The organism is Clostridium sp. UMB9555A, from assembly GCF_030222355.1.
In the GTDB taxonomy this organism is placed as follows: domain Bacteria; phylum Bacillota; class Clostridia; order Clostridiales; family Clostridiaceae; genus Sarcina; species Sarcina perfringens.
The window spans coordinates 1-25,525 of the sequence record NZ_JASORQ010000008.1 but is presented as its reverse complement, the minus strand read 5'-3'; the positions used below and the strand labels follow the sequence as shown (position 1 = coordinate 25,525).

General features: G+C 29.5%; 28 protein-coding genes. 25 read left to right on the top strand and 3 right to left on the bottom strand.

Annotation, left to right across the window (positions count from 1 at the left end; all coding sequences use genetic code 11):
• Window positions 1–20: 20 nt before the first annotated feature.
• A complete protein-coding gene (locus QP548_RS14750; protein WP_061429112.1) occupies window positions 21–1,145 on the bottom strand; it encodes an MGDG synthase family glycosyltransferase in 1,125 nt (374 codons plus the stop codon).
• 108 nt (window positions 1,146–1,253) lie between these two features.
• A complete protein-coding gene (gene rpmE / locus QP548_RS14745) occupies window positions 1,254–1,460 on the bottom strand; it encodes a 50S ribosomal protein L31 (RefSeq protein WP_003452406.1) in 207 nt (68 codons plus the stop codon).
• 155 nt (window positions 1,461–1,615) lie between these two features.
• Between rpmE and QP548_RS14740 the strand changes: the two genes are divergently transcribed.
• The 24 genes from QP548_RS14740 (at window position 1,616) to QP548_RS14625 (ending at window position 23,970) form a co-directional block, all read left to right on the top strand.
• On the top strand, window positions 1,616–2,215 hold the full coding sequence (locus tag QP548_RS14740; RefSeq protein WP_061429111.1) for a thymidine kinase: 600 nt from the start codon (window positions 1,616–1,618) through the stop codon (window positions 2,213–2,215).
• A gap of 25 nt (window positions 2,216–2,240) precedes the next feature.
• Window positions 2,241–4,004, top strand: coding sequence for a peptide chain release factor N(5)-glutamine methyltransferase (gene prmC, locus QP548_RS14735; protein WP_061429110.1), 1,764 nt, complete (start codon window positions 2,241–2,243; stop codon window positions 4,002–4,004).
• A gap of 56 nt (window positions 4,005–4,060) precedes the next feature.
• Window positions 4,061–5,143, top strand: coding sequence for a peptide chain release factor 1 (prfA, locus tag QP548_RS14730; RefSeq protein ID WP_003452315.1), 1,083 nt, complete (start codon window positions 4,061–4,063; stop codon window positions 5,141–5,143).
• A gap of 78 nt (window positions 5,144–5,221) precedes the next feature.
• The gene (locus QP548_RS14725) at window positions 5,222–5,812 is read left to right on the top strand and encodes a hypothetical protein (RefSeq protein ID WP_003452379.1); all 591 of its coding nucleotides are present in this window, start codon (window positions 5,222–5,224) and stop codon (window positions 5,810–5,812) included.
• Window positions 5,813–5,834: 22 nt separating this feature from the next.
• Window positions 5,835–6,887 (top strand): L-threonylcarbamoyladenylate synthase, encoded by a 1,053-nt coding sequence (locus tag QP548_RS14720; protein ID WP_003457388.1) that lies wholly within the window; start codon window positions 5,835–5,837, stop codon window positions 6,885–6,887.
• A gap of 264 nt (window positions 6,888–7,151) precedes the next feature.
• Window positions 7,152–7,601, top strand: a complete 450-nt coding sequence (gene rpiB, locus QP548_RS14715; RefSeq protein ID WP_061429109.1) for a ribose 5-phosphate isomerase B — start codon at window positions 7,152–7,154, stop codon at window positions 7,599–7,601.
• 43 nt (window positions 7,602–7,644) lie between these two features.
• Window positions 7,645–8,274 (top strand): uracil phosphoribosyltransferase, encoded by a 630-nt coding sequence (gene upp, locus QP548_RS14710; RefSeq protein ID WP_061429108.1) that lies wholly within the window; start codon window positions 7,645–7,647, stop codon window positions 8,272–8,274.
• A gap of 63 nt (window positions 8,275–8,337) precedes the next feature.
• Complete coding sequence (gene wecB, locus QP548_RS14705) at window positions 8,338–9,492, top strand: non-hydrolyzing UDP-N-acetylglucosamine 2-epimerase (RefSeq protein ID WP_003468131.1); 1,155 nt, start codon at window positions 8,338–8,340, stop codon at window positions 9,490–9,492.
• A gap of 267 nt (window positions 9,493–9,759) precedes the next feature.
• Window positions 9,760–10,938: an acetyl-CoA C-acetyltransferase gene (locus QP548_RS14700; RefSeq protein ID WP_061429107.1), complete on the top strand. Its 1,179-nt coding sequence runs from the start codon at window positions 9,760–9,762 to the stop codon at window positions 10,936–10,938.
• Between the two features lie 682 nt (window positions 10,939–11,620).
• Entirely contained in the window at window positions 11,621–11,977 is a 357-nt protein-coding gene (locus QP548_RS14695) for an ATP synthase subunit I (RefSeq protein ID WP_061429106.1), read from the top strand.
• A 65-nt stretch (window positions 11,978–12,042) separates the two neighbouring features.
• Complete coding sequence (locus QP548_RS14690) at window positions 12,043–12,717, top strand: F0F1 ATP synthase subunit A (RefSeq protein ID WP_003452429.1); 675 nt, start codon at window positions 12,043–12,045, stop codon at window positions 12,715–12,717.
• Between the two features lie 60 nt (window positions 12,718–12,777).
• Window positions 12,778–12,996, top strand: coding sequence for an ATP synthase F0 subunit C (gene atpE / locus QP548_RS14685; protein WP_003452423.1), 219 nt, complete (start codon window positions 12,778–12,780; stop codon window positions 12,994–12,996).
• A 99-nt stretch (window positions 12,997–13,095) separates the two neighbouring features.
• Entirely contained in the window at window positions 13,096–13,575 is a 480-nt protein-coding gene (locus tag QP548_RS14680; protein ID WP_003452454.1) for a F0F1 ATP synthase subunit B, read from the top strand.
• A gap of 2 nt (window positions 13,576–13,577) precedes the next feature.
• Window positions 13,578–14,117 carry a F0F1 ATP synthase subunit delta gene (locus QP548_RS14675; RefSeq protein WP_061429105.1) on the top strand — a complete coding sequence of 180 codons (540 nt, stop codon included), beginning with the start codon at window positions 13,578–13,580 and terminating at the stop codon, window positions 14,115–14,117.
• A gap of 10 nt (window positions 14,118–14,127) precedes the next feature.
• Window positions 14,128–15,636, top strand: a complete 1,509-nt coding sequence (gene atpA, locus QP548_RS14670; RefSeq protein ID WP_003452357.1) for a F0F1 ATP synthase subunit alpha — start codon at window positions 14,128–14,130, stop codon at window positions 15,634–15,636.
• Window positions 15,637–15,700: 64 nt separating this feature from the next.
• Complete coding sequence (gene atpG, locus QP548_RS14665; RefSeq protein ID WP_003452288.1) at window positions 15,701–16,552, top strand: ATP synthase F1 subunit gamma; 852 nt, start codon at window positions 15,701–15,703, stop codon at window positions 16,550–16,552.
• Between the two features lie 13 nt (window positions 16,553–16,565).
• Entirely contained in the window at window positions 16,566–17,963 is a 1,398-nt protein-coding gene (gene atpD / locus QP548_RS14660) for a F0F1 ATP synthase subunit beta (RefSeq protein ID WP_003452277.1), read from the top strand.
• A gap of 15 nt (window positions 17,964–17,978) precedes the next feature.
• Window positions 17,979–18,380 carry a F0F1 ATP synthase subunit epsilon gene (locus QP548_RS14655; protein WP_061429104.1) on the top strand — a complete coding sequence of 134 codons (402 nt, stop codon included), beginning with the start codon at window positions 17,979–17,981 and terminating at the stop codon, window positions 18,378–18,380.
• 181 nt (window positions 18,381–18,561) lie between these two features.
• Window positions 18,562–19,206 carry a hypothetical protein gene (locus tag QP548_RS14650; protein ID WP_061429103.1) on the top strand — a complete coding sequence of 215 codons (645 nt, stop codon included), beginning with the start codon at window positions 18,562–18,564 and terminating at the stop codon, window positions 19,204–19,206.
• A gap of 22 nt (window positions 19,207–19,228) precedes the next feature.
• Window positions 19,229–20,494, top strand: coding sequence for a UDP-N-acetylglucosamine 1-carboxyvinyltransferase (gene murA, locus QP548_RS14645; protein WP_061429102.1), 1,266 nt, complete (start codon window positions 19,229–19,231; stop codon window positions 20,492–20,494).
• Window positions 20,495–20,604: 110 nt separating this feature from the next.
• The gene (gene spoIID / locus QP548_RS14640; RefSeq protein WP_061429101.1) at window positions 20,605–21,627 is read left to right on the top strand and encodes a stage II sporulation protein D; all 1,023 of its coding nucleotides are present in this window, start codon (window positions 20,605–20,607) and stop codon (window positions 21,625–21,627) included.
• A 116-nt stretch (window positions 21,628–21,743) separates the two neighbouring features.
• Entirely contained in the window at window positions 21,744–22,514 is a 771-nt protein-coding gene (locus tag QP548_RS14635; RefSeq protein ID WP_061429100.1) for a M23 family metallopeptidase, read from the top strand.
• A 76-nt stretch (window positions 22,515–22,590) separates the two neighbouring features.
• The gene (gene spoIIID, locus QP548_RS14630) at window positions 22,591–22,842 is read left to right on the top strand and encodes a sporulation transcriptional regulator SpoIIID (RefSeq protein WP_003452341.1); all 252 of its coding nucleotides are present in this window, start codon (window positions 22,591–22,593) and stop codon (window positions 22,840–22,842) included.
• A gap of 90 nt (window positions 22,843–22,932) precedes the next feature.
• Window positions 22,933–23,970, top strand: coding sequence for a rod shape-determining protein (locus tag QP548_RS14625; protein WP_061429099.1), 1,038 nt, complete (start codon window positions 22,933–22,935; stop codon window positions 23,968–23,970).
• Between the two features lie 38 nt (window positions 23,971–24,008).
• On the opposite strand, the gene yyaC is transcribed toward QP548_RS14625, so the two are convergent.
• A complete protein-coding gene (gene yyaC, locus QP548_RS14620) occupies window positions 24,009–24,539 on the bottom strand; it encodes a spore protease YyaC (protein WP_061429098.1) in 531 nt (176 codons plus the stop codon).
• Between the two features lie 87 nt (window positions 24,540–24,626).
• Here yyaC and QP548_RS14615 point away from each other — a divergent pair, with 87 nt between their 5' ends.
• On the top strand, window positions 24,627–25,289 hold the full coding sequence (locus QP548_RS14615) for a hypothetical protein (RefSeq protein WP_061429097.1): 663 nt from the start codon (window positions 24,627–24,629) through the stop codon (window positions 25,287–25,289).
• The last annotated feature ends 236 nt before the right edge of the window (window positions 25,290–25,525 follow it).

Here is a 25,525-nt window from a genome sequence, read left to right as displayed (position 1 = left end):
GATATTAAAGTATATAAACTTTAATATCTTCTTTTATTATAAGAATCATTTAGCATCTTAGTGCAAAGTTTAATTGTCCCTTCTGGAGAATAAGAACTTAACACATCTAAAATACTTTTTCTCATATTAATTAATTTATTATTATCTTTATTTAAATCATTAATTACCTTATTTAATTCTTCCAAGTGGTTGATAGTAATTGCACAATTACTTTTAGATAAAAATTCTCTATTTTCACTTTCTTGACCTGGAATTATAAATGGAATTATCATTGGTAAATGACTTAAAAGTGATTCTGTAGTAGTTAGTCCACCAGGTTTTGTAATAATTAAATCCGAACTTTTCATTATCTTAGGTATTTCAGTTGTGTATCCTAAAATGTTTAAATTTTTATTCCCCTCTATATGTCTATATTCTTTACATAATTCTTTCTTTAACTCAGCATTGTTTCCACAAACAATAGTTAAATTTAAAGGGTTCTCATTTTTAATTAGGGTTTTTAATACTTTAGATATGTTATCTAACCCCATACCGCCTCCCATTAAAAGAATATTTAATGGTGATTGGATAATATTTTCTACATAGTTATGGTAATCTTCTTTATAAAAATCTTGCTTTACAGGTATACCAAAAGGAGATATTCTTTCTTTAGGTATTCCCTTTGAGGCTAGATTTTCTTTTGTAAAATCACAAGCAACTATGTAATGATCAATTATTTTAGAAACATAAGTATAATGACATTTAAAATCAGTAACAACAGAAATAACTGGTACTTTTATAATTTGTCTTTTCTTTAAATAAGAAAGAATACTTACTGCTAAAGGATGGGTTGTAATTATTAAATCTGGATTAAAACTATGAATAAATTTAGCTAATTTATTTGCAACTGGCAAAAATAAAAAACTAACTAAATTATTTATAAATTTTATATTACTAATTTTGTAAAGTAGACCATAAAGAGTTCCTAGGGAACTTGCACATAAATCGTATCCATTTACTATTGATCTATCAAAGAAACGGTTCTCCTTAAGAAAATCGTGTACAAGAATTTCTGTATCATCATTCTTTATAAGTTCCATTAAAGAGTTAGCTGCTTGATTATGACCATAACCAGTAGATGTACTTAAAATAAGAACTTTTTTCATCATATCCACTCACTTTTACTAAAAATCTATTTGCAAAAACAAACTTTATTTGAAAAATATGCCTTATAAACAAAAATGGGAAAGATTTGAGTCTTTCCCATAAAGAAATTATTTATTAAGATTAAATCTCTTGTTGAATTTATCAACTCTTCCGCCAACATCAACGATTTTTTGTTTTCCTGTGAAGAATGGGTGGCACTTAGAGCATATTTCAACTTTAAGTTCTGGTTTAACTGAACCAGTTGTGAAAGTGTTTCCACATGCACACTTAACCACTGTATCGTGATGGTATTCTGGATGTATGCCTTGTCTCATGTAATTCACCTCTTTCAAAAATAAAAAAATGTTGCTAAACAACTATTAACAAGTATATCATGGGGATATTTAATCGTCAATAGTTTAAAAGCTTTCTTATTTAAGTTATAATCATATTTAGAATATTATAAAAGGATAAGGAGTTTAAAGTTAAAATGAGCAAATTATATTTTAGATACGGAGCTATGAATTCAGGTAAATCTACACACCTTATGCAAGTAGCACATAACTATGAGGAAAGAGGTATGGAAGTTATCATAATTAAACCATCTACTGATAAAAAAGGTGGAGATAAGGTTGTTTCAAGACTAGGCGTTGAGAGAGTTGTAGATATTTTAATAGATAATGATGAGAATATTATAGAAACAATTGAAGATAGACTTGAAAAAGGAAGAAAAATAGATTGTATAATAGTTGATGAAGTTCAATTTTTAAAAGCTCATCACATAGATGAATTATTTGAAATTGCAGTTGGTAAGGGAATACCAGTAATTTGTTACGGATTAAGAACAGACTTCCAAATGAATGGGTTTGAAGGAAGTGAAAGACTTTTATTATTAGCACATAGTATAGAAGAAATGAAAACTATATGTAGATGTGGAAGAAAAGCTATATTAAATGGAAGAATGATAAATGGAAAGTTCACATTTGAAGGAGAACAAGTGGCTATAGATTTAGTTGACAATGTAGAATATCAATCACTATGTGGACAATGTTATTTTAATTATAAATATGGTAAGGATTCTGATAAGTAGTTAATGAAAGGATAGGGTTCAAATTATGAGAAAATGCCAAGTAGGCGGTCAAGCAGTATTAGAAGGCGTTATGATGAGGGGATCAAAAGGAACAGCTACAGCAGTTAGAACTCCAGAGGGAGATATAGAGGTTTCTTTTGAAAAGACTATACCATATACAAAGAAAAATAAAATTTTAGGGCTACCTTTTATAAGAGGATTTGTAACTCTTATAGAGTCTTTAATTGTAGGATTAAAATCATTAAATTATTCAGCAAGTTTTTTTGATGATACAGAACCATCTAAATTTGAAGATTGGTTAAATAATAAATTTGGTGAAAAAGCTAATAATGTAATAATGACACTTACAATTATGCTTTCCTTTGTATTTGCCATAATTTTATTTGTAGCAATACCAACTGGAATTACTTTTTTACTTAAAAAACTTAATCTGCCAGATTGGAGTTTAAGTGCTATTGAAGGAGTCATAAGTATTGGTATGCTTTTAGGATACATGTATTTAATGGGAAAAGTAGATGATATAGAAAGAGTATTTCAATATCATGGAGCAGAACATAAGACTATATTCTGTTATGAGAATGAAGATGAACTTACAGTTGAAAATGTAAGAAAATATCCTAGATTTCATCCTAGATGTGGAACAAACTTTCTGTTTTTAGTTGCTATTGTAAGTATATTTATATTTTCCTTTACTAAATGGGATTCAGTTGCTCAGAGAACGGCTATAAGAGTGGCAATGTTACCAGTAATATCAGGAATAACTTATGAACTTATAAGATGGCTTGGCAAATCTCAAGGAAATTTTGCAAAGATAATAGCAGCGCCAGGATTACAATTGCAAAAATTGACTACAAGGGAGCCTGATGATTCACAAATTGAAGTAGCGATAGCTTCTTTAAGGAGGGCTGAAGGATTGAAAGAACCAAATAAAAAAGTTGGAGAATTATTAAATTTAGGAAATGAAATTTTAAAAGAAGTGGGTATAGATACATATATATTAGATACTCAATTATTATTAGGAAAAGTTTTAGAAAAAGATAAAATATGGCTTATAACAAATAAAAGTGAAGAAGTTAAAAAGTCAGATGAAATACATTTCTTAAATTTATTAGAAAAAAGAAAATTAAAAATGCCTATGCAATATATTTTAGGAACTTGTGAATTCATGGGATTAGATTTTTATGTAGAAGAAGGAGTTTTAATTCCAAGAGGAGATACTGAAATAATTGTAGAGGAAGTATTAAACAATATAGATGAAGATGCAGAAATTAATGTATGTGATTTATGTTGTGGAAGTGGAGCTATAGGCTTATCTTTAGCTAATTATAGAAAAAATATTGTTGTAGATTTAGTAGATATAGATGATATACCAGAAAAAGTTACAAGAAAAAATATAAGAGAATTAGAATTATCAAAAAGATGTGGCTTTATTAAGAGTGATCTTTTAAGTGAAGTCATTAAAAAAGGAAATAAGTATGATATTCTAGTTTCTAATCCACCATATATAAGAACGGAAGTCATAAATACTTTAATGGAAGATGTTAAGGATTATGAGCCGCATTTAGCTTTAGATGGGGGAGAAGATGGTTTAATATTCTATAGAAGAATTATTAATGAATCTTTAGAAGTATTAAAAGAAAATGGTATATTAGCTTTTGAAATAGGACATGATCAAGGTGAGGATGTTAAAAATCTTATGATTGAAAAAGGATACTACGATGTTAAGGTCATAAAAGATTTAGCTGGTTTAGATAGATGTGTTATAGGAAGAGTAAGCCTTGAAAGATAGCATAGTAGTGTGCTATAATTGTAAAATATGAAAATCTGTATACGGAGTGATAATAGATGATACTTGATAGATTAAATTTTATTGAAAATAAATATGATGAACTTTCAGTTAAGATTAGTGATCCTTCAATAATGGCTAACCAAAAAGAGTGGAGAAAGCTTTGTAAGGAACACGCTGACTTAGAAGTTATAGTTAATAAGTACAAAGAGTACAAAGAAGCGACAGAAGAATTAGAAGCTAACAAAGAGATGCTTTCAGAAGAAAGTGATCAAGAAATGAGAGAAATGATAAACTCTGAAATCAAGGACTTAACAGAAAGAAAAAAAGAATTAGAGGACGAAATACAAATTCTTTTACTACCAAAAGATCCTAATGATGATAAAAACGTATTTGTTGAAATCAGAGGTGGTGCTGGTGGAGATGAAGCAGCACTATTTGCAGCTAATCTTTTCAGAATGTACACTAAATACGCTGAAAAGAATAGATGGAAAGTTGAACTTATGAGTGCAAATGAAACTGATATTGGAGGTTTCAAAGAGGTTGTATTCATGATAAAAGGAGCAGGTGCTTATTCAAAACTTAAATATGAGAGTGGAGCACACAGAGTTCAAAGGGTTCCTGATACAGAAAGTTCAGGAAGAATACATACTTCAACTGCTACAGTAGCTGTTTTACCAGAAGTTGATGATGTAGAAATCGAAATAAACGATAAAGATATTAAAATAGACGTATTTAGAGCATCAGGTAATGGTGGTCAGTGCGTTAACACAACTGATTCAGCTGTAAGAATAACTCACTTACCTTCAGGATTAGTTGTTTCATGTCAGGATGAAAAATCACAGCTTAAAAATAAAGAAAAAGCTATGAAAGTATTAAGAGCAAGATTATTCGAGCAAGCTGAAGCTGAAAGATTAGCTGGTATTGCTGAAGATAGAAAGAGTCAGGTTGGTACTGGAGATAGAAGTGAAAGAATAAGAACTTACAACTATCCACAAGGAAGAGTAACTGATCACAGAATAAACATGACTTTATACAAATTAGATAGTTTCTTAGAAGGTGACATAGACGAAATATTAAATGCTCTAATTACTGAAGATCAAGCTCAAAAGATGAAAGCAATGGGTAATACTGAATTTTAATATACAAAGCCTTACATGAATAATGTAAGGCTTTAAAAATACATAGTTTTAAAATGGTAATTAAAGAGGAATATAATTATGGATATAGATAAAGCTATAAAAAAACAAAAAAAATCATATAAAAGATTCATGTTTGTTATGGTAATACTTCTAATATTATTACCTCTTTTGGTTTGTTTTTTTGAAGTTTATAAGGATTTTCTTATAGTATATTTGATCTTTTTAGAAATTTTTATAGTTATTGTTATGATTAAAAATTTTAATAATATAAGATTAGAATATACTTGTGAAAATGGAATTCTAAGAATAAAACCTAATGTGTTATCTAAATATAAGTATATATACTGCGATAGAGTAGGTTTAGTTCATACAGAAAATGAACTTGAAGATATGAAAATTATAATTGTCTTTACTAACAAAGGAAGAAAAGGTAAATTTGGAAAGCAAGTAGGAGAGTACTTTTGTAAAGTTCATCCTGGACTAAGCAAGGATTATAATAAGATGATTAAATTAAACAAGGAAACACAATGGTATTATATAATAATAAAAAGAGGGGCTTTAAAGAAATTTAAACTTTTAGATGACATTTATAAAAATTGTGTTACAGCAACTTATACAAATGATAGTATTGAAAATATAAAGATCGCAAGAGGTCAGAAGAATTTATAAAAGATGAAGGTGATATTGTTTTATGAAAACAAAAGTACAATTCATAAAAGATATAGATAAAGATATAAAATATTTAGAGGAAGCCGCTGAAATAATAAAAAATGGTGGTATTGGGGCATTTCCTACTGAAACAGTTTATGGATTAGGCGCAAATGCTTTAGATGGAGAAGCTGTTAAAAAGATTTTTGTGGCAAAGGGAAGACCGCAGGATAATCCTTTAATAATACATATAGCTGATAAAAAAGATATAGATAAATATGTTGCTGAAATACCTAAATATGCACAGGAGTTAATGGATAAATTTTGGCCAGGTCCTTTAACAATAATATTAAAGAAAAAAGATATAGTTTCAGATGTTACATCAGCAGGTTTAGATACAGTTGGAGTTAGAATGCCAAATGATGAAATAGCCTTAAAGCTAATAGAACTATCAGGAGTTCCAATAGCGGCACCATCAGCTAATATATCAGGAAGACCAAGTCCTACAGATATAGAAAGATGTGAGGAAGATTTAAATGGAAGAGTTGATTTTATAATAGGAGCTAAAAAAAGTGAAATAGGAGTAGAATCAACTATAGTAGATGCAACTGGTGAACATTTATGCGTTTTAAGACCTGGAGGCATAACTTTAGAGATGTTAAAGGACATAGATGAAGGAGTATATATAGATAAAGCTATATTAACTACTTTAGATAAAGATACAAAACCTAAGGCACCTGGAATGAAGTATAAACATTATGCACCAAAGGCAAAAGTTAGAATGGTTCAAGGTCCAATAAATAAAATGGTTGAAAAAATTAAAGAAATAGTGCATAATTACATAGATGAAGATTTAAAGGTCGGAATTATGGCAACTGATGAAACAATTTCTATGTACAATGAAGGAATAGTAAAATCATTAGGAACTAGAGAAGACTTAACTTCTGTAACAAAAAATTTATTTGAAATGCTTAGAGCTTTTGATGACTTAGGGGTAGATGTTATAATAACTGAGGCCTTTGAGGAAAAAGATTTAGGCGTAGCCATAATGAATAGATTAAAAAAATCCTGTGGATTTGACATAACAATAGTTTAAGAATATATATGGAAGGAGCTAGATAAAAATGAAACTTTTGAGAAAAAGGAACTGTTTTGAATTTATATTTTTTAAAAATTCTATATTTGTTTTTTTTGAAAGTTTAATATCTTTATTTAGTGTTCTTCCAGTTAATAAAAAAAAGTGCTTTTTTATTTGACTTACTATTTAATTTTTTAAATTAAGTAGTGTTATTAGTCATTGAAAAAGCACTTTTTTTAAAATAATATATTAAAACAAACAGGTATAATGGAGGTTAATGAAATGAAAATAGCAATTGGTTGCGATCATGGTGGATTTAATTTAAAAAACACAGTGATAAAACATTTAGAAGAAAAAGGTATTGAGGTAAAAGATTTTGGTACATACAGCACAGATTCTTGTGATTACCCTGATATATCTATACAGGTTGCAGAAGCTGTAGCTAAAAAAGAATTTGAATATGGTATATTAATCTGCGGAACTGGTATAGGAATATCTATAGCAGCAAATAAAGTGCCAGGAATAAGAGCAGCATTATGTTCTGATACATTTAGTGCTCATGCAACAAGACAACATAACAATGCAAATATTCTAGCTATGGGTGAGAGAGTTGTAGGACCAGGATTAGCTTTAGATATAGTTGATACTTTCTTAAATTCAGAATTTGAAGGTGGAAGACACCAAAATAGAATAGATAAAATAACATCTATTGAAGAAAAGTATTTAAAATAATTTGATAAAAATATTTTTATATAAATTTTAGGAGGAAGATACAATGAGTAAAGTAACAGAAATAACACATCCACTTATATTACATAAGTTAGCGTTTATAAGAGATAAAAATACAGGGTCTAAGGATTTTAGAGAACTAGTAAGTGAAGTTTCTATGCTTATGGCTTATGAGGTAACAAGAAATCTTCCTATGGAAGAAATAGAAATAGAAACTCCAGTTTGCAAAACTAAATGTAAAGTTTTATCTGGTAAAAAAGTTGCTATAGTTCCAATATTAAGAGCAGGATTAGGTATGGTAGATGGTATGCTACAACTTATCCCAGCAGCAAAAGTAGGTCATATAGGATTATACAGAGATGAAGAAACTCTTCAACCTGTAGAATATTTCTGTAAGTTACCACAAGACATAGCTGAAAGAGATGTAATAGTTGTTGATCCAATGTTAGCTACAGGTGGTTCAGCTGCAGATGCTATAACTCTTTTAAAGAAAAGAGGAGCTAAGCAAATAAGACTTATGTGTTTAATTTCTTCACCAGAAGGAATAGAGTTTGTACAAAAGGCTCATCCAGATGTTGATATATATGTGGCATGTATTGATGAGAAATTAAACGATCATGGATACATCGTTCCTGGATTAGGTGATGCAGGAGATAGACTATTTGGAACAAAATAGTTATAATTTAAATAGCTACTTAATTTTAAGTAGCTATTAATTATTTTTGGAGGTAAATGATTCATGGAAAAGATAAAAGTTTTAACTATCTTTGGAACAAGACCGGAAGCTATAAAAATGGCTCCATTAGTAAAAGAATTAGAAAAAAGACCAGAAATAGAATCAAAGGTTTGTGTAACTGCTCAACATAGAGAAATGTTAGATCAAGTTTTAGAACTATTTGATATAAAGCCTGACTTTGATCTAGACATAATGAAAAATCGTCAAACTCTTACTGGAATAACAAATAGAGTTTTAGAAGGATTAGAAAAAGTATTTACAGAAGAAAAACCAGATATGATACTTGTACATGGTGATACTACAACAACTTTTGCTGGAGGATTAGCAGCATTCTATCAACAAATAAGAGTAGGTCATGTTGAGGCAGGACTTAGAACTTTCGATAAATATTTTCCATTCCCAGAGGAGATGAATAGAAAGTTAACAGGTGCTTTAGCTGATTTACACTTTGCTCCAACTAAAGGATCAAAAGCTAACCTTTTAAGAGAAGGAATAAATGAAAATGACATAAAAATTACAGGTAACACTGTAATCGATGCTATGGAACATACTGTAGAAGATAACTATGTTTTTGAAAATGATGAATTAAATAAAATAGATTTTGAAAACAAAAAAGTTATCATGATAACTGCTCATAGAAGAGAAAACTGGGGAGAAGGTATAGAAAATATCTGTACAGCTTTAAATAAAATAGTTGAAGATAATAAAGATGTTGAATTAGTTTACCTTGTTCACTTAAATCCAGTTGTAAAAGATGTTGTTTATAAAAATCTTGATGGTAAAGAAAGAGTACATCTTTTACCACCACTTGATACAAAAGAAACTCATAACTTAATGAATAAATGCTTTATGGTTATGACTGATTCAGGTGGATTACAAGAGGAAGCTCCTCACTTAGGAAAACCAGTATTAGTTTTAAGAGATGTTACAGAAAGACCAGAAGCTGTTCAATCAGGAACAGTTAAATTAGTTGGTACTGATGTTGAAAAAATATTAGAAGAAGCTAATTCACTTATAAATGATGAAAAAGCTTATGCCAAAATGAGTAAAGCTATAAATCCATATGGAGATGGTAAAGCTTCTGAAAGAATAGTAAAAGCTATTTTAAATTACTTTGGAAAAGATAATGAAGAAGTAGAAGAATTTATAAGTAAATAAGACTTTGTTAAAAAGTTTAATAAATATAATTTGAATAAATGGTATAAATAGACAGATATTTAGAATAATATAGAAATTTTAATAAAAGACTTCTATAATAAAGCTAAATTATCTGTCTTTTTTTTCGAAAAGAGAAAAAATAATAAAAAAGATTGTTTAAAATTTAACAAAAAATATTGAAAGCTAGTAAATTTATGGTTATAATTAAATTAGTTAGAAAAAATATAGATTTTTGATAAATTTTTACCTAAATGGGAGGTTTTTGATATGAGAGAGGTAGTTATTGCAAGTGCAGTAAGAACAGCATTAGGTTCATTTGGTGGTTCATTAAAGGATGTTCCTGCTGTAGATTTAGGAGCTTTAGTTATTAAAGAAGCTTTAAATAAAGCTGGTGTAAAACCAGAATGTGTTGATGAAGTTTTAATGGGAAATGTAATTCAAGCTGGATTAGGACAAAACCCTGCAAGACAAGCAGCTGTAAAAGCTGGTTTACCAGTTGAAATTCCTTCAATGACAATAAATAAAGTTTGTGGTTCAGGTTTAAGATGTGTAGCTTTAGCAGCTCAAATGATAAAAGCAGGAGATGCTGACGTAATAGTAGCTGGTGGTATGGAAAACATGTCACAAGGACCATATGTTTTAAGAACTGCAAGATTTGGTCAAAGAATGGGCGATGGAAAAATGGTCGATGCTATGGTCAATGATGCTTTAACAGATGCATTTAATGGATACCACATGGGTATAACTGCTGAAAATATAGCAGAACAATGGGGATTAACTAGAGAAATGCAAGATGAATTTGCTGCAAATTCTCAAATGAAAGCAGAAGCAGCTATAAAAGCTGGAAAATTCAAAGATGAAATAGTTCCAGTAGTAATTCCACAAAGAAAAGGTGATCCAATAGTATTTGATACTGATGAATTCCCTAGATTTGGAACAACTGCTGAAAAATTAGCTAAGTTAAGACCAGCATTCAAAAAAGATGGTACAGTTACAGCCGGTAATGCATCAGGTATAAATGATGGTGCTGCTGCATTAGTTGTTATGAGTGCTGAAAAAGCAAAAGAATTAGGAGTAACTCCAATCTGTAAAATAGTTTCTTATGGTTCAAAAGGATTAGATCCTTCAATTATGGGTTATGGACCATTCTATGCTACTAAAAAAGCTTTAGAAGGAACTGGATTAACAGTTGCAGATTTTGACTTAATAGAAGCAAATGAAGCTTTTGCAGCTCAAAGTTTAGCAGTTGCTAAAGATTTAGAGTTTGATATGAGTAAAGTTAACGTAAATGGTGGAGCTATAGCTTTAGGACATCCAGTAGGAGCTTCAGGGGCTAGAATATTAGTTACATTACTTCACGAAATGATGAAAAGGGATGCTAAGAGAGGTTTAGCAACACTTTGTATAGGTGGAGGAATGGGAACTGCTTTAATAGTAGAAAGATAATAAGTTTACCATTATTATAATATATATTTTAAAGATACTATCCTATCTTGGGATAGTATCTTTTTTTGTGAAAAATTATTTGAAAATTCATATTTAAGTTTAAAAATATATTTAAAAAAATGCACTAATTTGAGAATAAAAATTCATATTAGAAAACAGATAATTTATTTAATTTTATATAAAAAACATGAATAATAGTAAGAAGAATAGAAAAAAATAGGATTAAAGTAAAGAAAAATATTTAAAATATTAGATTTTGAAAAAAAAAAATAAAAAAATGTGAATAAATATTAAAAAGGTTATTCAAAACCTTTTAAGTTGTATGTTTTATTCTTAATAGTGGTTTAAAATTTTTTTGATAAAAAACCCTATAAAATATACAATTTTATAACAAAAACTTTTAAAAAAGGATTTCAAAATCGAAAATAGTAATCGAAATTTAATTTAAGTTCTTATATAGTAATTTAAAAATTCAGAAAAATGAAATGATAAATTCAAAAACATTCATAAATAATTTATAAAAGAGTAAATGAGAGTTTTTAAGAGTAAAAATGAAGGAAATAGTTAAAATCACTTTAAAATATCAGAATATTAATAAATTCAACCAAAATTTAAATTTTATTAATATTAAATTCGGGAATATAATTAGTAAAGTAACATTGCGGAACTATGGAGGTTATATGTGAACGCTAAAATTAAAAGTTTAGTTTTTTCAGTTATGAAGACTAATATTTTATTAACAATAATAGCAACCCTATTAATTAGTTTATTTAATTTTAGATTTGGGGTGGCTTTTTTAGTTGGAAGTGTAATTGCAACAATTAATTTTACAGCAAATGCAATTGTAATTAATAAAGTCATAAGTAATAGAAGAGGCGCTTTAAAGATACAATTAAGTTTTGTATTAAGAATGCTTTTGATTCTTTTATTTACACTAATCTTTATGAAAGATGTTAAGGAATTAGCATTTTACTTAATAGGATTCATTTTACACCAGATATCAATATTTATTTATACTAAAAAAAATAAGGCCTTATAAAAAACAATAAATAAATATTTATATACATATATAAATTAATACTAAGATAGAAAGGGAGTGATTCCGTGGATATCTTTGCACCATTGTTTACAGTTAAGATTGGTAGTTTGACAATAAGCAGTACAATTATTTTTCAATGGGCAGCAATGCTTCTTATAATAGTTTTTGCTTTATTATCAACTAGAAATCTTAAAAATAAACCAGGTAAGTTACAAGTTGTTTTAGAATCAATCTATCAAACAGTTTATAACTTAGTAAAGAGCAACATGGGGGAAAGTTATATTGGTTTTGTGCCTTATATAGGAACTTTAGCAATATTCCTACTTGTATTAAACTTTTATGGGTTAATAGGGCTTGCACCTCCTACTCAAGATTTAAGTGTTGCAGTGGCATTAGCAATTACTTCCTTTGTTGTTGTTCATGTTAATGCTATACGTAGATGTCATATTGGAGGATATATCAAAGGATATTTTAAGCCTTATCCACTAATGTTACCTTTAAACTTAATGGAGAGAATTATTTTCCCAGTATCTCTTGCACTACGTTTATTCGGTAATATGCTAGCAGCTACCTTATTAATAGACTTAATGTATTCAGGTTTAGGACACATAAGTTGGTTTGCTCAATTAGGTATGCCAATACTAGCACATGGTTTCTTCGATGTATTTGATGGAACAATACAAATGATAGTATTTACTATGTTAACTATGGTAAATATTAAAATTATAGCAGATCACTAAGAAAAGTTAATTAAACAAATCAAAGTAACTTTATTTGATTTGAAAAAGGAGGAATTTTTAATGGATATGAAGTTATTAGCAGCAGGTATCGCTGTATTAGCAGGTATAGGAGCAGGAATAGGTATAGGTATTGCAACTGCAGGAGCATTAGAGGCAACTGCAAGACAACCAGAAGCATCAGATAAGATTCAAAGTTTATTCATCATGGGAGCTGGTCTTTCAGAAGCAACAGCTATCTATGGATTAGTTGTTTCAATAATCTTATTATTCGTTGCTTAATATCAAATTACGTACTTTTTATTAAGAACTTGTAGTAATTAATAAATAAACATAATAGAGTTAATATAATTGACTCCGAAGGGAGGCTGTGATTGATATATGGAAATAGATTTTATGAGAATATTAGCTACAATCATTAACTTTATAATATTAATTCTTATACTAAAACATTTTTTCTGGGACAAAATCAAAAGAGCCATCGATGCAAGACAAGAGGCTATAGATGAAACTATCTTAAAGGCCGATGAAGATGCAGAAAAAGCAAGAAGATTAAGATTAGATAATGAAAGAATTCTTAAATCTGCTAAAGAAGAAGGCAGAAAGCTTAGAGAAGAACAGAAAAAAGAAGCTGATAGAATTTATAAAGAAATAGTTGATGATGCTCATAGAGAAGCTGAGGCTATAATAAATAGAGCTAATATTGAAATTCAAAGAGAAGAAGAAAAAGTAAAATACGAGTTAAAGCAACAAGTAGTTGATATTTCTGTAATGCTTTCAGAGAAAGCACTTGGAGAATCTATTGATGAATCTAAACATAGAGAATTAATAAATGATTTTATTGAAAAGGTAGGTATCTAATTATGTATGAATATTTAGATCGTAGATATGCCTTAGCTCTATATGAAGTTGCAGAAGAAAAGCATAAAGTTGAAGAATACTTAAATGATTTAAGAGAAATCTGTGATATCATTTATGGAAATAATGAACTTTATGAAATAATAAAACATCCTCAAATTAGTACTGTAAGAAAGAAAAGAACTTTCAGAAACATATTTGAAGGAAAAATAGATGATGAGTTACTTTCATTCTTAATGGTTCTTATAGAAAAAGATAGAATACTTTATCTAAGAGAAAAATTAAAAGAAATGGAAAAAATTCATCTAGAAAGAAACAATACTTTACTTGCAGAAGTAAAAAGTGTTGTTCCACTAACAGAAGATGAAGTTACAAGACTTGTAGGAAAGTTAGAAAATAAATACTCAAAGAAAATTTTATTAAAGCAAGAAATAGATAAAAGTATCATTGGAGGACTTTTTGTCAGAGTTGGCGATGATGTTATAGATGGTACTGTTAAATCTAGACTTGACGATATGAAACAGATAATGCTTAAGAGAGAATAGAGGTGAGTCTATGCATATTAAACCAGAAGAAATAACTTCTATAATCAAGAATGAAATAAAAAACTATGAAAAAGAGTTAGAAACTGTTGATTCTGGTACTATCATACAGATAGGTGACGGAGTTGCCAGAGTTTACGGGTTAGAAGAGTGTATGGAAGGTGAACTTCTTGAATTCCCTAATCAAGTTTTCGGTATGGCTCTTAACTTAGAGCAGGATAACGTTGGTTGCGTTCTTTTAGGATCTGAAGAAGGTATAAAAGAAGGAGACATCGTTAAAAGAACTGGAAAAATAGTTGAAGTACCAGTAGGAGAGGACTTAATAGGTAGAGTTGTTAATTCATTAGGTCAACCTATAGACGGAAAAGGTCCTATTAAAAATGATGGATACAGAGCTATAGAAGTACCAGCACCAGGTATCTTAGAAAGAAGTTCTGTTAATGAGCCTCTACAAACAGGTATCAAAGCAATCGACTCAATGATACCAATAGGTAGAGGACAAAGGGAGTTAATTATAGGAGATAGACAAACAGGTAAAACTGCTATAGCTATAGATACTATAATTAACCAAAAAGGTAAAGATGTTATATGTATATATGTTGCTATTGGACAAAAACAATCAACAGTAGCTAACATAGTTAACACTTTAACTGAAGAAGGAGCTATGGACTATTCAATAGTTGTAACTGCATCAGCATCAGAATCAGCTCCATTACAATACATTGCACCATATTCAGGATGTACAATGGGTGAATACTTCATGAATAAAGGTAAGCATGTATTAATAATATATGATGACTTAAGTAAGCACGCAGTTGCTTATAGAACAATGTCACTATTAATTAGAAGACCACCAGGAAGAGAAGCTTACCCAGGGGATGTATTCTACATCCATTCAAGATTACTTGAAAGAGCTGCTAAGTTATCAAAAGAAAATGGTGGAGGCTCATTAACAGCACTTCCAATAATAGAAACATTAGCAGGAGACGTAACAGCATATATTCCAACTAACGTTATATCAATAACAGATGGACAGATATTCTTAGAAACTGAGTTATTCAACGCAGGACAAAGACCAGCTGTTAACCCTGGTATATCAGTTTCAAGGGTTGGAGGTAACGCTCAAATAAAAGCAATGAAACAAGTTTCTGGTACATTAAGACTAGAACTTGCTCAATATAGAGAGTTAGCATCATTTGCTCAATTTGGTTCAGACCTTGATAAAGATACTCAAGCAAGACTTGAAAAAGGTAAGAGACTTATCGAGATCTTAAAACAAGATCAATATAAGCCAATGGCAGTTGAAAAACAAATTATGATAATATACGCTGCAGTTAACAATTTCTTACTAGATATCAAAGTTTCAGATATTAAGAGATTTGAAAAAGAATTCTTAGAATATATGGACACTCATCATAGAGAAATTGGTAAAGCTATATTAGATAAGAAAGTTTTAGACGATGAATTAAAATCTGCTTTAGAAAGTGCTATAGTAGAATTTAAAAAAATATTCTTAATGTAAAATAAGAGCATAGCTTTTTAATTAAAGCTATGCCCACATTTTTAAGAATGGAGGTGGAGCTTAAATGGCAGGTGCAGGACTTTTAGAAATTAAAAGAAGAATAAAAAGTATCAAAAACACAAGAAAAATAACAAAAGCTATGGGACTTGTTGCCACTTCTAAGTTAAGAAAAGCTAGACAAAAACTAACTGAAAACAATCAATATTTTAGTAGTCTAGATGAAATTGCTAGAGAATTAATCGGATCATTAAATAGCAATAATAATCCTTTACTTAAACCCAATGATAATCCTAAAAAGTTAATAATATTATTAGCATCAGATTCAGGATTATGTGGTGGATTTAATGGTAATACTGCGGCTTTTGTAAGAGATAACTATGAAAATAATCTTGAAAACATAGAAGCAGTAGTAGTAGGAAAAAAAGGTATCCATTATGTTAAGAAAAACAAGATTTCTACTTTAGCAGAATATGTTGATTTAGGAGATACACCAAACGTTGGTGATGCATCAACTATAGTGAATAAAGCTGTTAAAGAATTTACTGATGGAAATTTTGGAGAAGTAAGTTTAGTTTATACTAAATTCTTTTCACCTGTTAAGCAAGAGGTTGTTGAAGAAAAATTATTACCACTAGACTTAACTGGAGAAAAAGGTAAAGTTTCTTTCTTAATTGAACCTGATGAGGATGAAATAATAGATTCATTAGTTTCATCATACTTAAAAGGTAAATTCATGAATGCTATGTTTAATTCAAAAGCTAGTGAACAAAGTGCTAGAATGCAGGCAATGGACGGAGCAACTAAAAATGCCGATGATTTATTAAACTCATTAGATGCTAAGTACAATAGAATAAGACAAAGTATCATAACACAAGAGATATCAGAAATCGTTGGTGGAGCAGAAGCACAAAAATAAGGAGGTACTCAAAATGTCTAATAATATAGGTAAAGTAGTTCAGGTTATTGGACCAGTTGTAGATATAAAATTTGCAAATGATGAACTTCCTAATATATTTAATGCAATACACATAAAAATGGACGATGGAAAAATTTTAGTTTGTGAGGTAGAGCAACACGTAGGAGACGATATAGTTAGAACTATAGCTATGGAAGCTACTGAAGGACTAAGAAGAGGTGTAGAAGCTGTTGATACAGGAGCACCTATATCAGTACCAGTTGGTGAATGCGTATTAGGAAGAATATTTAACGTATTAGGTAAACCACTAGATAGTGGAGCTGAAGTTAATAATGAAGAAAAATATCCAATTCATAGACCAGCTCCATCATTTGAAGAGCAATCAGTTGTTCCTCAAATGTTTGAGACAGGAATAAAGGTTATCGACCTTTTAGCACCTTACCAAAGAGGGGGAAAAATCGGTCTATTTGGAGGTGCAGGTGTTGGTAAAACAGTTCTTATACAAGAGCTTATAAACAACATAGCTAAAGAGCACGGTGGACTTTCTGTATTTACAGGAGTTGGAGAAAGATCAAGAGAAGGTAATGACCTTTACTATGAAATGATGGAATCAGGAGTTATAAAAAATACAGCATTAGTATTTGGACAAATGAACGAACCACCTGGAGCAAGAATGAGAGTTGCTTTAACAGGACTTACTATGGCTGAGTACTTCAGAGACCAAGGTCAAGACGTGTTATTATTCATAGATAACATATTCAGATTCTCACAAGCTGGATCAGAGGTTTCAGCTTTATTAGGAAGAATACCATCAGCTGTTGGTTACCAACCAACTCTTGCTACAGAGATGGGAGCTCTTCAAGAGAGAATCACATCAACTACTCATGGATCAATTACATCAGTTCAAGCGGTATACGTACCAGCCGATGACTTAACTGACCCAGCTCCAGCTACAACATTCAACCACCTTGATGCTAAAACAGTTTTATCAAGAAGTATAGCTGAAATAGGTATTTACCCAGCTGTTGATCCTCTAGATTCTTCATCAAGAATATTAGACCCAAGAGTTGTTGGAGAAGAACACTATGAAGTTGCTTCAAAAGTTAAGCATATATTAGAAAGATATAAAGAACTTCAAGATATCATCGCTATCCTTGGTGTTGATGAGCTTGCAGATGAAGATAAATTAATAGTTGCTAGAGCAAGAAGAATACAAAAATTCTTATCACAACCATTCACAGTAGCAGAGCAATTTACTGGAATGCAAGGTAGATATGTTCCAATAAAAGAAACTATAAGAGGTTTCAAAGAAATATTAGAAGGTAAACATGACAATGTTCCTGAATCAGCTTTCTTATTTGCTGGAACAATAGAAGAAGTACTAGAAAAAGCTAGAGCAATGGCCCAATAAAAGGGGTGAATAAAAATGAATAAATTTAAGTTAATTGTTACAACACCAGAAAGAGTTCTTATTTCAGGTGAAGTTTCAAGAGTCTTATGTAAAAATGCTGTTGGTGAGTTTGAAATATTAGCTGGTCACCAACCTTATTTAACAGCAACTGTTCCTACTGTTACAAGAATAGATGATGAGAATGGTGAAAGTAAATACTTATTTACTTCAACAGGATTAATGAAGGTTCAAAATAATGAAGTTACTTTTTGTGTAAATTCAGCAGAATGGCCTGAAGAAATAGATCAAGCAAGAGCTATGAATGCTAAGCAAAGAGCAGAGGAAAGATTAAAAAATAAGACTGATGAACTAGATGAAAAGAGAGCTAAGTTAGCCTTAGCAAGAGCTATGTCTAGATTAAAGTTAAAAGAAATGTAATTTATATAAAGCATACAGGAAACTGTATGCTTTTTTTGTTAGGATTATTCTTCTTAATAAATATTTTTATGTAATTAATAGAACTTTTTTAGATTATTATAATATATTGATAATATGCAAGGAAAATTTTGTATAAAAATACTACTCTTGACAATAATTAAATTAGAAGGGTGGTATATTAATGAATAATAATATTTTTGTAGTAGCATTATTTTGTTTCTCGCTTATTTTTAGTCCAAGCACTAACAACTTAGATAACAAAGTTTATTCTAAGGTTGAAGAGGAAATTGGTAATATAGAAGAGTATGGTATGAAAATAGAATATATTACAGATGAAAATATAAAAAATCAGTTTGAAAATATTAATGGTTATATTAAAATTGAAGATTTTACTAGTATAGTAGAAAAAGAAAATGAGATATATTTAAATATTTCAAAAGAACAATTTGACTTGGATATTAGTCTAATAGAAGAAAATTCAAAACTCAGAGTTCAAGTAGTAATTGTTTCTAAAAATAGAATTGATTTTAATAATATTAAGGAATATTTTCAATTTATTCATAATAAAAACATGAAAAATATAAAATATTATACTTATATAAAAGGGAATATTAGAGAGAATAATAATATAGATGAAATTGAAGAAAAACTTATAAAATCAATTGGTAAGAGTAAGGTAAAGGAAACCAAAAGAATAAATTTAGAGAAAGGAACTACAGGAATAATTAATCTTAAGAGTGATTACCAGTTTAATTACTCCATTATGACATATGAGGAAGATAGGAAGTTGATTTTAGGAACTCCTATCATATTTACAACATATTAAAACAATTTTAATGGAGGATAATATGGATAAAATAGTAGTACAAGGTGGAAAGAAATTAAAAGGAGAAGTAAATATAAATACGGCTAAGAACTCAGTTTTACCAATAATCGCAGGAAGTATATTAGCTACTGATGGTGTACTAATAAATGAATTACCTATGTTACAAGATGTTTTTACAATTTGTAATGTTATGGAACAATTGGGATATAATTTGAAAATAGATAAGAAAGAAAATAAATTAATTGTACCACCACTAAATAAAGATCCTTTAATTCCAAGTGAGGATTTGGTTAAAAAAATGAGAGCTTCATTTTTAATAATGGGGCCAATGATAGCTAAATATGGTGAGTTTAAGTTAGCTAGACCAGGTGGATGTAATATAGGTTCTAGACCAATAGAATTACACCTGAAAGGTCTTAGAGCATTAGGAGCTGAAGATAGCAATTGTGGTAATGGATTTGTATGTATAAAAGCAAAAAAATTAGTTGGGAGTAAAATATATTTAGACTTTCCATCAGTTGGAGCAACAGAGAATATAATGATGGCAGCAACTATGGCTAAAGGAACTACGGTAATTGAAAATGCCGCTCAAGAGCCAGAAATAACTGATTTAATTAATTTTTTGAATTCTATGGGAGCTAAAATTTATATTGAAAAACCAGGTAAAATAATAATAGAAGGTGTGGATTCATTAACTTCAACTGAGTACACTCCTATATATGATAGAATAGAAGCTGGAACATTTATGGTTGCAGCGGCAATAACAGGATCAAAAATAAAAATAAATGGAGTAAATAAAGACCATTGTTCAGCTATAATATCTAAGTTAAAAGAAGCTGGAACAGAGTTTTTTGATGTTCATAATGAGGAAAGCAGTATAATAGTAAAAGGAAATGAAGAAATAAAACCAATTAATATAAAAACAATGCCTTATCCAGGATATCCTACTGATATGCAATCACAAATGATGAGTTTATTGAGCATAGCAAAAGGAAGTAGTATTATAACTGAAAGTGTTTTTGAGAATAGATTTATGAATGTAGATGAATTAAGACGTATGGGTGCAAATATACAAGTAGAAGGAAGATCTGCTTTAATTGAAGGGGTAAATAACCTTAATGGATGTGAAGTTAAGGCAACTGACTTAAGGGCAGGAGCTGCTTTGATTTTATCTGGACTTGTAGCAAAGGGAGAGACAATAGTTACTGATATATACCATATAGATAGAGGTTATGTTGAAATAGAAAATAAGTTCAGAGCCTTAGGTGCTGACATAAGTAGAATATAAGTCAACAGCATTGCTGTTGACTTTTTTGCTTTAAATAATTTTATTATAAGTTCGAGTTTTAGAAAACTTAGCATATACATAAACTGTATTAATAAGTTTTAGGAGGATTTATGATAAATAGAAAGATTTTAGAATCAGCAATTTTTATTGTAACAATTATAGTGAGTATAGTTTTTATACCAATACTTTTTGGTTTTTTATCTAGTTCAAGTATGGCTGAAAGTAATAATAAAGTAGAGAAAGTTAAAAATAAAAAGTTAGTTGATGTAGTTAATTTAAAGGAAGTTGAAGTTTACATATCTAAAGAAAATAAAGTAGAAAAAGTACCATTAGAGGAATATGTCTTATCTGTAGTTTCAAGTGAAATGCCAGCTACTTTTCATGAAGAGGCATTAAAAGCTCAGTCTATTTTAGCAAGGACATTTGTTATAAATAAATTAATTACTGGATGTAACAATATAAAGGAAGGAAATATATGTGATACTACTCACTGTCAAGCATACTTAAATATCAATGAAAGGAAAAAAGCTTGGGGTAAAGAGGGAGATGAATATTTAAAAAAATTAAAAAAAGTTGTTAAAGAAACAGAAGGCAAGGTTCTAGCTTATAATGACCAGTTAGTAAAATATCCTCAATACTTTTCTACAAGTTCAGGAAATACAGAGGATGCTGTTGCTGTATTTTCAGAAGATGTTCCTTACTTAAAGTCAGTTGAAAGTCCAGGGGAAGAAATATCACCTAAATATGAGAGTGAAATCAGTATTTCTATAAGTGATTTTAAGAGTAAAATTAAAAAATATATTCCTAATAGTGATTTAGGAAATAATATAAATGAGGAAGTTAAAATATTAAGTAGGAACACAGGGGGAACTGTAGATGACATAAAAATAGGAGATGCTACAATTAAGGGAAAGGAATTTAGAAAAATATTTGGATTAAATTCTGCTAATTTTACATTAGAAGTTTTAGAGGATAAAATAAACATAAAATGTTTAGGGTATGGACATGGTGTTGGCATGAGTCAATGGGGAGCTAATGTAATGGCGAAGGAAGGCAGTAAATATGATGAAATATTAGAGCATTATTTTAAAGGAAGTAAAATTGAAGAAAGTAATGAAGTTTTAATAGGTTAATAGCTTAATAGAAGAACAAGCAAATAAGTTTTGCTTGTTCTTTTTTTATAAAAAAGATTTATATACGTGTATTAATTTAGGATAAATGGACAGAATTAGAAACGGAGGTGTTGAAAATGAATAAAAAAGACCAATTTAAGAGATTTATTAAAAAGGATGGATTTTATGTAGTTTTATTTGTTTGCCTATGTTTAGTAGCAACAGTTGGAGTAGTGGTAGCAAATAAAAGTGCAAATAACACAGTAGAAGAAAATATAGCAGAAAACACTATAGAAAATACAGAGGATAATAGTACTACAACTGGTAATACTTTTGACGATGCTGAACTAGTTGAAGGAAAAACAGATGTAGCAAATGATTCGGAAAAAACTGCATCTAATGAAGCTAATATTGAAGAAGTAAAACCGGAAGCAAATAATGATGATAAGTCAGTTGCAACTTCAAGCCAAAGTCAAAGTTTTACATCACCAATTAAGGGTGGAGTTATAACAAGATTATATAACTTAGAACCTAGATTAAATGAATCAGGTCAAAGTGCATCTGTTTATAAAGGAATAGATATAGAAGCTACTGAGGGAACTGAAGTTTTAGCAATTGGTGATGGTAAAGTTGTAGAGGCTGGAAAAGGGAACTCAAAAGAAGGGTGCTTTGTTAAAATAGAGCATCAAAATGGTATTGTTGGTTTTTATGGAAACTTAGATCCAGAGATTAAAGTTAAAGAAGGGGATAATGTTAAAAAAGGAGATTCTATAGGTAAGATTGGAAAAACTATTCAAAGTAGTCCAAGTGATAGAGTTTCTGAAAATTATTTAATGTTCCATATGGAAAATTCTAAGGAGCCAGTAGATCCACAAAAATACTTAAAAGATATTCCTGTAAAAGAATAATTTAATACATAATCAGCTGCTTATATAAAAAGCAGCTGATTAAAAATTTAAGAATATTTTTAAGGAGGTAAGGTTCTTGAAAGATTATATTGAGGAGAGAGTTTTAGAAGTGGCTCAGTACATTATTTATTCAAGGGCTACTATAAGAAAAACAGCTAAAGTTTTTGGTGTGAGTAAAAGTACTATACATAAAGATATGACTGAAAGATTGCCTAAGATAAATCCAGATATAGCTGAAGAAGCAAAAAGTATATTAGATTTAAATAAAGCTGAAAGACATATAAGAGGTGGAAAGGCAACTAAGTTAAAATATAAAGTTGTTGAATGATGAAATTATTCCTTATATAATAAAAGTTAGTATTTATGTATATTTTTATAGAAAATAATAATTATTATTATATATTAGGGAGTTGTAAATATGTGGTTTTGGAGAAAAGGTACAGACATGGGTATAGACCTTGGAACAGCAACAGTTCTTGTCTATATGAAAGATAAAGGTATAGTCTTAAAAGAGCCATCAGTGGTAGCTATAGACAAAAATAAGAACAAAGTTCTAGCAGTAGGAGAAGCTGCAAGACAGATGATAGGAAGAACACCAGGAAATATAGTAGCATTAAGACCTATGAGAAATGGTGTTATATCAGATTACGAGATGACAGAAGCTATGTTAAAGTATTTTATCAAGAAGGGTGTTGGAAATAGAAGAATATCAGCACCTAAAGTAATGATATGTATACCTTGTCAAGCAACTGAAATTGAGAAAAGAGCAGTTATAGATGCTGCGAAGAATTCAGGAGCTAAAAACGTATATCTTATAGAAGAACCATTAGCAGCTGCAATAGGGGCAGGATTAGATATATCAAAGGCTAGTGGACATATGGTTGTAGATATAGGTGGAGGAACTGCAGATATAGCTATAATATCCTTAGGTGGAATTGTTATAAGAGAATCTGTAAAAGTAGCTGGAGACAGATTTGATGAAGCTATAATTAAATTTGTTAGAAGTAAATATAAACTTATGATTGGTGAGAGAACAGCAGAGGAATTAAAAATAAACGTTGCCACAGCTGTTGAAGGCAATAGAAAAGAGAGTATGGAAGTAAAAGGAAGAAATCTAGTTACAGGTTTACCAGGAATAATAACAGTTGATAGTGAAGAACTTAGAATAGCCTTAAAAGATGAGGTTAGCATAATTGGAGAAGCTGTTCATTCTGTTCTTGAAAAAACACCACCTGAATTAGCAGCGGATATAATAGAAGAAGGAATTCTTATGACTGGTGGAGGCGCCTTATTAAATGGTTTAGATAAGTTTATTGAACAAAGGACAGGAGTTAAGGTTAGAGTTGCTGATGATGCTGTAAAATGCGTAGCTGAAGGAACAGGTAAAGTACTAAAAACATTTGAGAAATTAAATTTAGATATAGATGATTTAGAAGTGAAATTAATTGATGAGTAAAATTAACTATATATCTCTTAATGTTAAGAGATATATAGTTAATTTTTTTTATTTTTCAAATAATAGGCGTGAATTAAAGAATCTACAATAACTTTAGACATATCTAATATAAAGCTTAATCTAATAGGTCTACTTGTAAATAGATCTATATTTTCGGAAGAATCAACTATAGCTATTATAGACATATCTCCAACACTCCTTAAGGATTTACCAACGCCTTTCCCAGGGTGAATAGGCTCGTTTCTAGCATGAATTTCACCAATAGATTTAGAATCTCCTAGGCAAGCATCTATGGCTAGTATTTTATAGCCAGGATAAGTTTTTAATATTTCGGTTATCTTTTTGTCAAGATTAAGAGCGTGGATAGGAGAATCAAGTGTACCAAACACTTTTAAAGGAAAGAATTTTTCTTTTAGTAGGGTACCAACTAATGGACCTAAGCAATCACCTATACATTTATCGGTTCCTATACATACTATAATGGTTTTTTCATCTATATGATTTTTTAAAAAATTTGAAATTTCGTAATATGCCAGATAATTTTCGTAGTAAGTTTTTATTTTATTCAAGGCTTCACCCCCTCATTAATTATATGAAGGAAGCATTAGAAATATTAAATTGAAGTATAAAAAAGATTTTAGGTGGTAATTATTAAAATGGAGGTGAATATGCTTATGAATAAAGGGTTTTTAAGTTTTTTAGTACTATTTTTTACTACATTAATAATGGGAGCAATGATGTATTTTGTTAACTTAAATTATGAAGAAGTTAAATTTCAAGCAGAGAGTGTAAAAAATCAAAGGAATGAAATTTTAAATATTAATGAAGAGGAAAATAAGAAAAAGACTATAGAAAATAATAAAGAAGAGTTAAAAGAAGATACAGAGAAAGAAAATATAAGTGAGAATAACAATAATCAAAGTAATGATTTAGATGAATCTCAATTAAAAGAAGAAAAAGAAATAGAAGGTAAGTTTAAAGAAAATGCTACAAATATCAAAAAAAATGAAAAGTATAAAGAAAAGGTAGCTGTGGGGAAATCATCAAAAGAAAGCAAAGAAGTATTTAAAGTAGATAAATATTCAATTCCTAAGAAGATAAATAAAGCAGATAAGTTTAAATTAATGGCTATTGCTAAAAATTTATCCTTAACTGATTATGGAGTTTTATTAGAACATATTAAGAGAAATGATGAGTTAGATGCTGCTATTGATATATTTAAAATACTTAAGGATAAATTAGAAGAGAAAGAATATAAAGAAATGAAAAATATATTAAGTCCATACATAAATATTGAGTTAATTGAAGAGAAAATATAAATGAAAAAAGAAGTAAAATAAAGAAATTGTGAGAAATTTTAAAATAGATTAACATAATGTTTGAAAATAGCCTGAAATTGAGTTTGAAATAAAAAGCATAACAATATATACTAAGTCTTGTCGATTGGCGATAAGCCAAAGCGACAGAGGAAAATAAAAAAATGTGCTGGTGTGGCTCAATTGGCAGAGCAGCTGACTTGTAATCAGCAGGTTATCGGTTCAAGTCCGATCATCAG

Excerpts from the sequence above, each read along its gene's own strand:
- QP548_RS14750 (WP_061429112.1), bottom strand. The coding sequence starts at position 1,145 with ATGAAAAAAGTTCTTATTTTAAGTACATCTACTGGTTATGGTCATAAT.
- rpmE (WP_003452406.1), bottom strand. The coding sequence starts at position 1,460 with ATGAGACAAGGCATACATCCAGAATACCATCACGATACAGTGGTTAAG.
- QP548_RS14740 (WP_061429111.1), top strand. The coding sequence starts at position 1,616 with ATGAGCAAATTATATTTTAGATACGGAGCTATGAATTCAGGTAAATCT.
- prmC (WP_061429110.1), top strand. The coding sequence starts at position 2,241 with ATGAGAAAATGCCAAGTAGGCGGTCAAGCAGTATTAGAAGGCGTTATG.
- prfA (WP_003452315.1), top strand. The coding sequence starts at position 4,061 with ATGATACTTGATAGATTAAATTTTATTGAAAATAAATATGATGAACTT.
- QP548_RS14725 (WP_003452379.1), top strand. The coding sequence starts at position 5,222 with ATGGATATAGATAAAGCTATAAAAAAACAAAAAAAATCATATAAAAGA.
- QP548_RS14720 (WP_003457388.1), top strand. The coding sequence starts at position 5,835 with ATGAAAACAAAAGTACAATTCATAAAAGATATAGATAAAGATATAAAA.
- rpiB (WP_061429109.1), top strand. The coding sequence starts at position 7,152 with ATGAAAATAGCAATTGGTTGCGATCATGGTGGATTTAATTTAAAAAAC.
- upp (WP_061429108.1), top strand. The coding sequence starts at position 7,645 with ATGAGTAAAGTAACAGAAATAACACATCCACTTATATTACATAAGTTA.
- wecB (WP_003468131.1), top strand. The coding sequence starts at position 8,338 with ATGGAAAAGATAAAAGTTTTAACTATCTTTGGAACAAGACCGGAAGCT.
- QP548_RS14700 (WP_061429107.1), top strand. The coding sequence starts at position 9,760 with ATGAGAGAGGTAGTTATTGCAAGTGCAGTAAGAACAGCATTAGGTTCA.
- atpE (WP_003452423.1), top strand. The coding sequence starts at position 12,778 with ATGGATATGAAGTTATTAGCAGCAGGTATCGCTGTATTAGCAGGTATA.
- QP548_RS14680 (WP_003452454.1), top strand. The coding sequence starts at position 13,096 with ATGGAAATAGATTTTATGAGAATATTAGCTACAATCATTAACTTTATA.
- QP548_RS14675 (WP_061429105.1), top strand. The coding sequence starts at position 13,578 with ATGTATGAATATTTAGATCGTAGATATGCCTTAGCTCTATATGAAGTT.
- atpA (WP_003452357.1), top strand. The coding sequence starts at position 14,128 with ATGCATATTAAACCAGAAGAAATAACTTCTATAATCAAGAATGAAATA.
- atpG (WP_003452288.1), top strand. The coding sequence starts at position 15,701 with ATGGCAGGTGCAGGACTTTTAGAAATTAAAAGAAGAATAAAAAGTATC.
- atpD (WP_003452277.1), top strand. The coding sequence starts at position 16,566 with ATGTCTAATAATATAGGTAAAGTAGTTCAGGTTATTGGACCAGTTGTA.
- QP548_RS14655 (WP_061429104.1), top strand. The coding sequence starts at position 17,979 with ATGAATAAATTTAAGTTAATTGTTACAACACCAGAAAGAGTTCTTATT.
- QP548_RS14650 (WP_061429103.1), top strand. The coding sequence starts at position 18,562 with ATGAATAATAATATTTTTGTAGTAGCATTATTTTGTTTCTCGCTTATT.
- murA (WP_061429102.1), top strand. The coding sequence starts at position 19,229 with ATGGATAAAATAGTAGTACAAGGTGGAAAGAAATTAAAAGGAGAAGTA.
- spoIID (WP_061429101.1), top strand. The coding sequence starts at position 20,605 with ATGATAAATAGAAAGATTTTAGAATCAGCAATTTTTATTGTAACAATT.
- QP548_RS14635 (WP_061429100.1), top strand. The coding sequence starts at position 21,744 with ATGAATAAAAAAGACCAATTTAAGAGATTTATTAAAAAGGATGGATTT.
- QP548_RS14625 (WP_061429099.1), top strand. The coding sequence starts at position 22,933 with ATGTGGTTTTGGAGAAAAGGTACAGACATGGGTATAGACCTTGGAACA.
- QP548_RS14615 (WP_061429097.1), top strand. The coding sequence starts at position 24,627 with ATGGAGGTGAATATGCTTATGAATAAAGGGTTTTTAAGTTTTTTAGTA.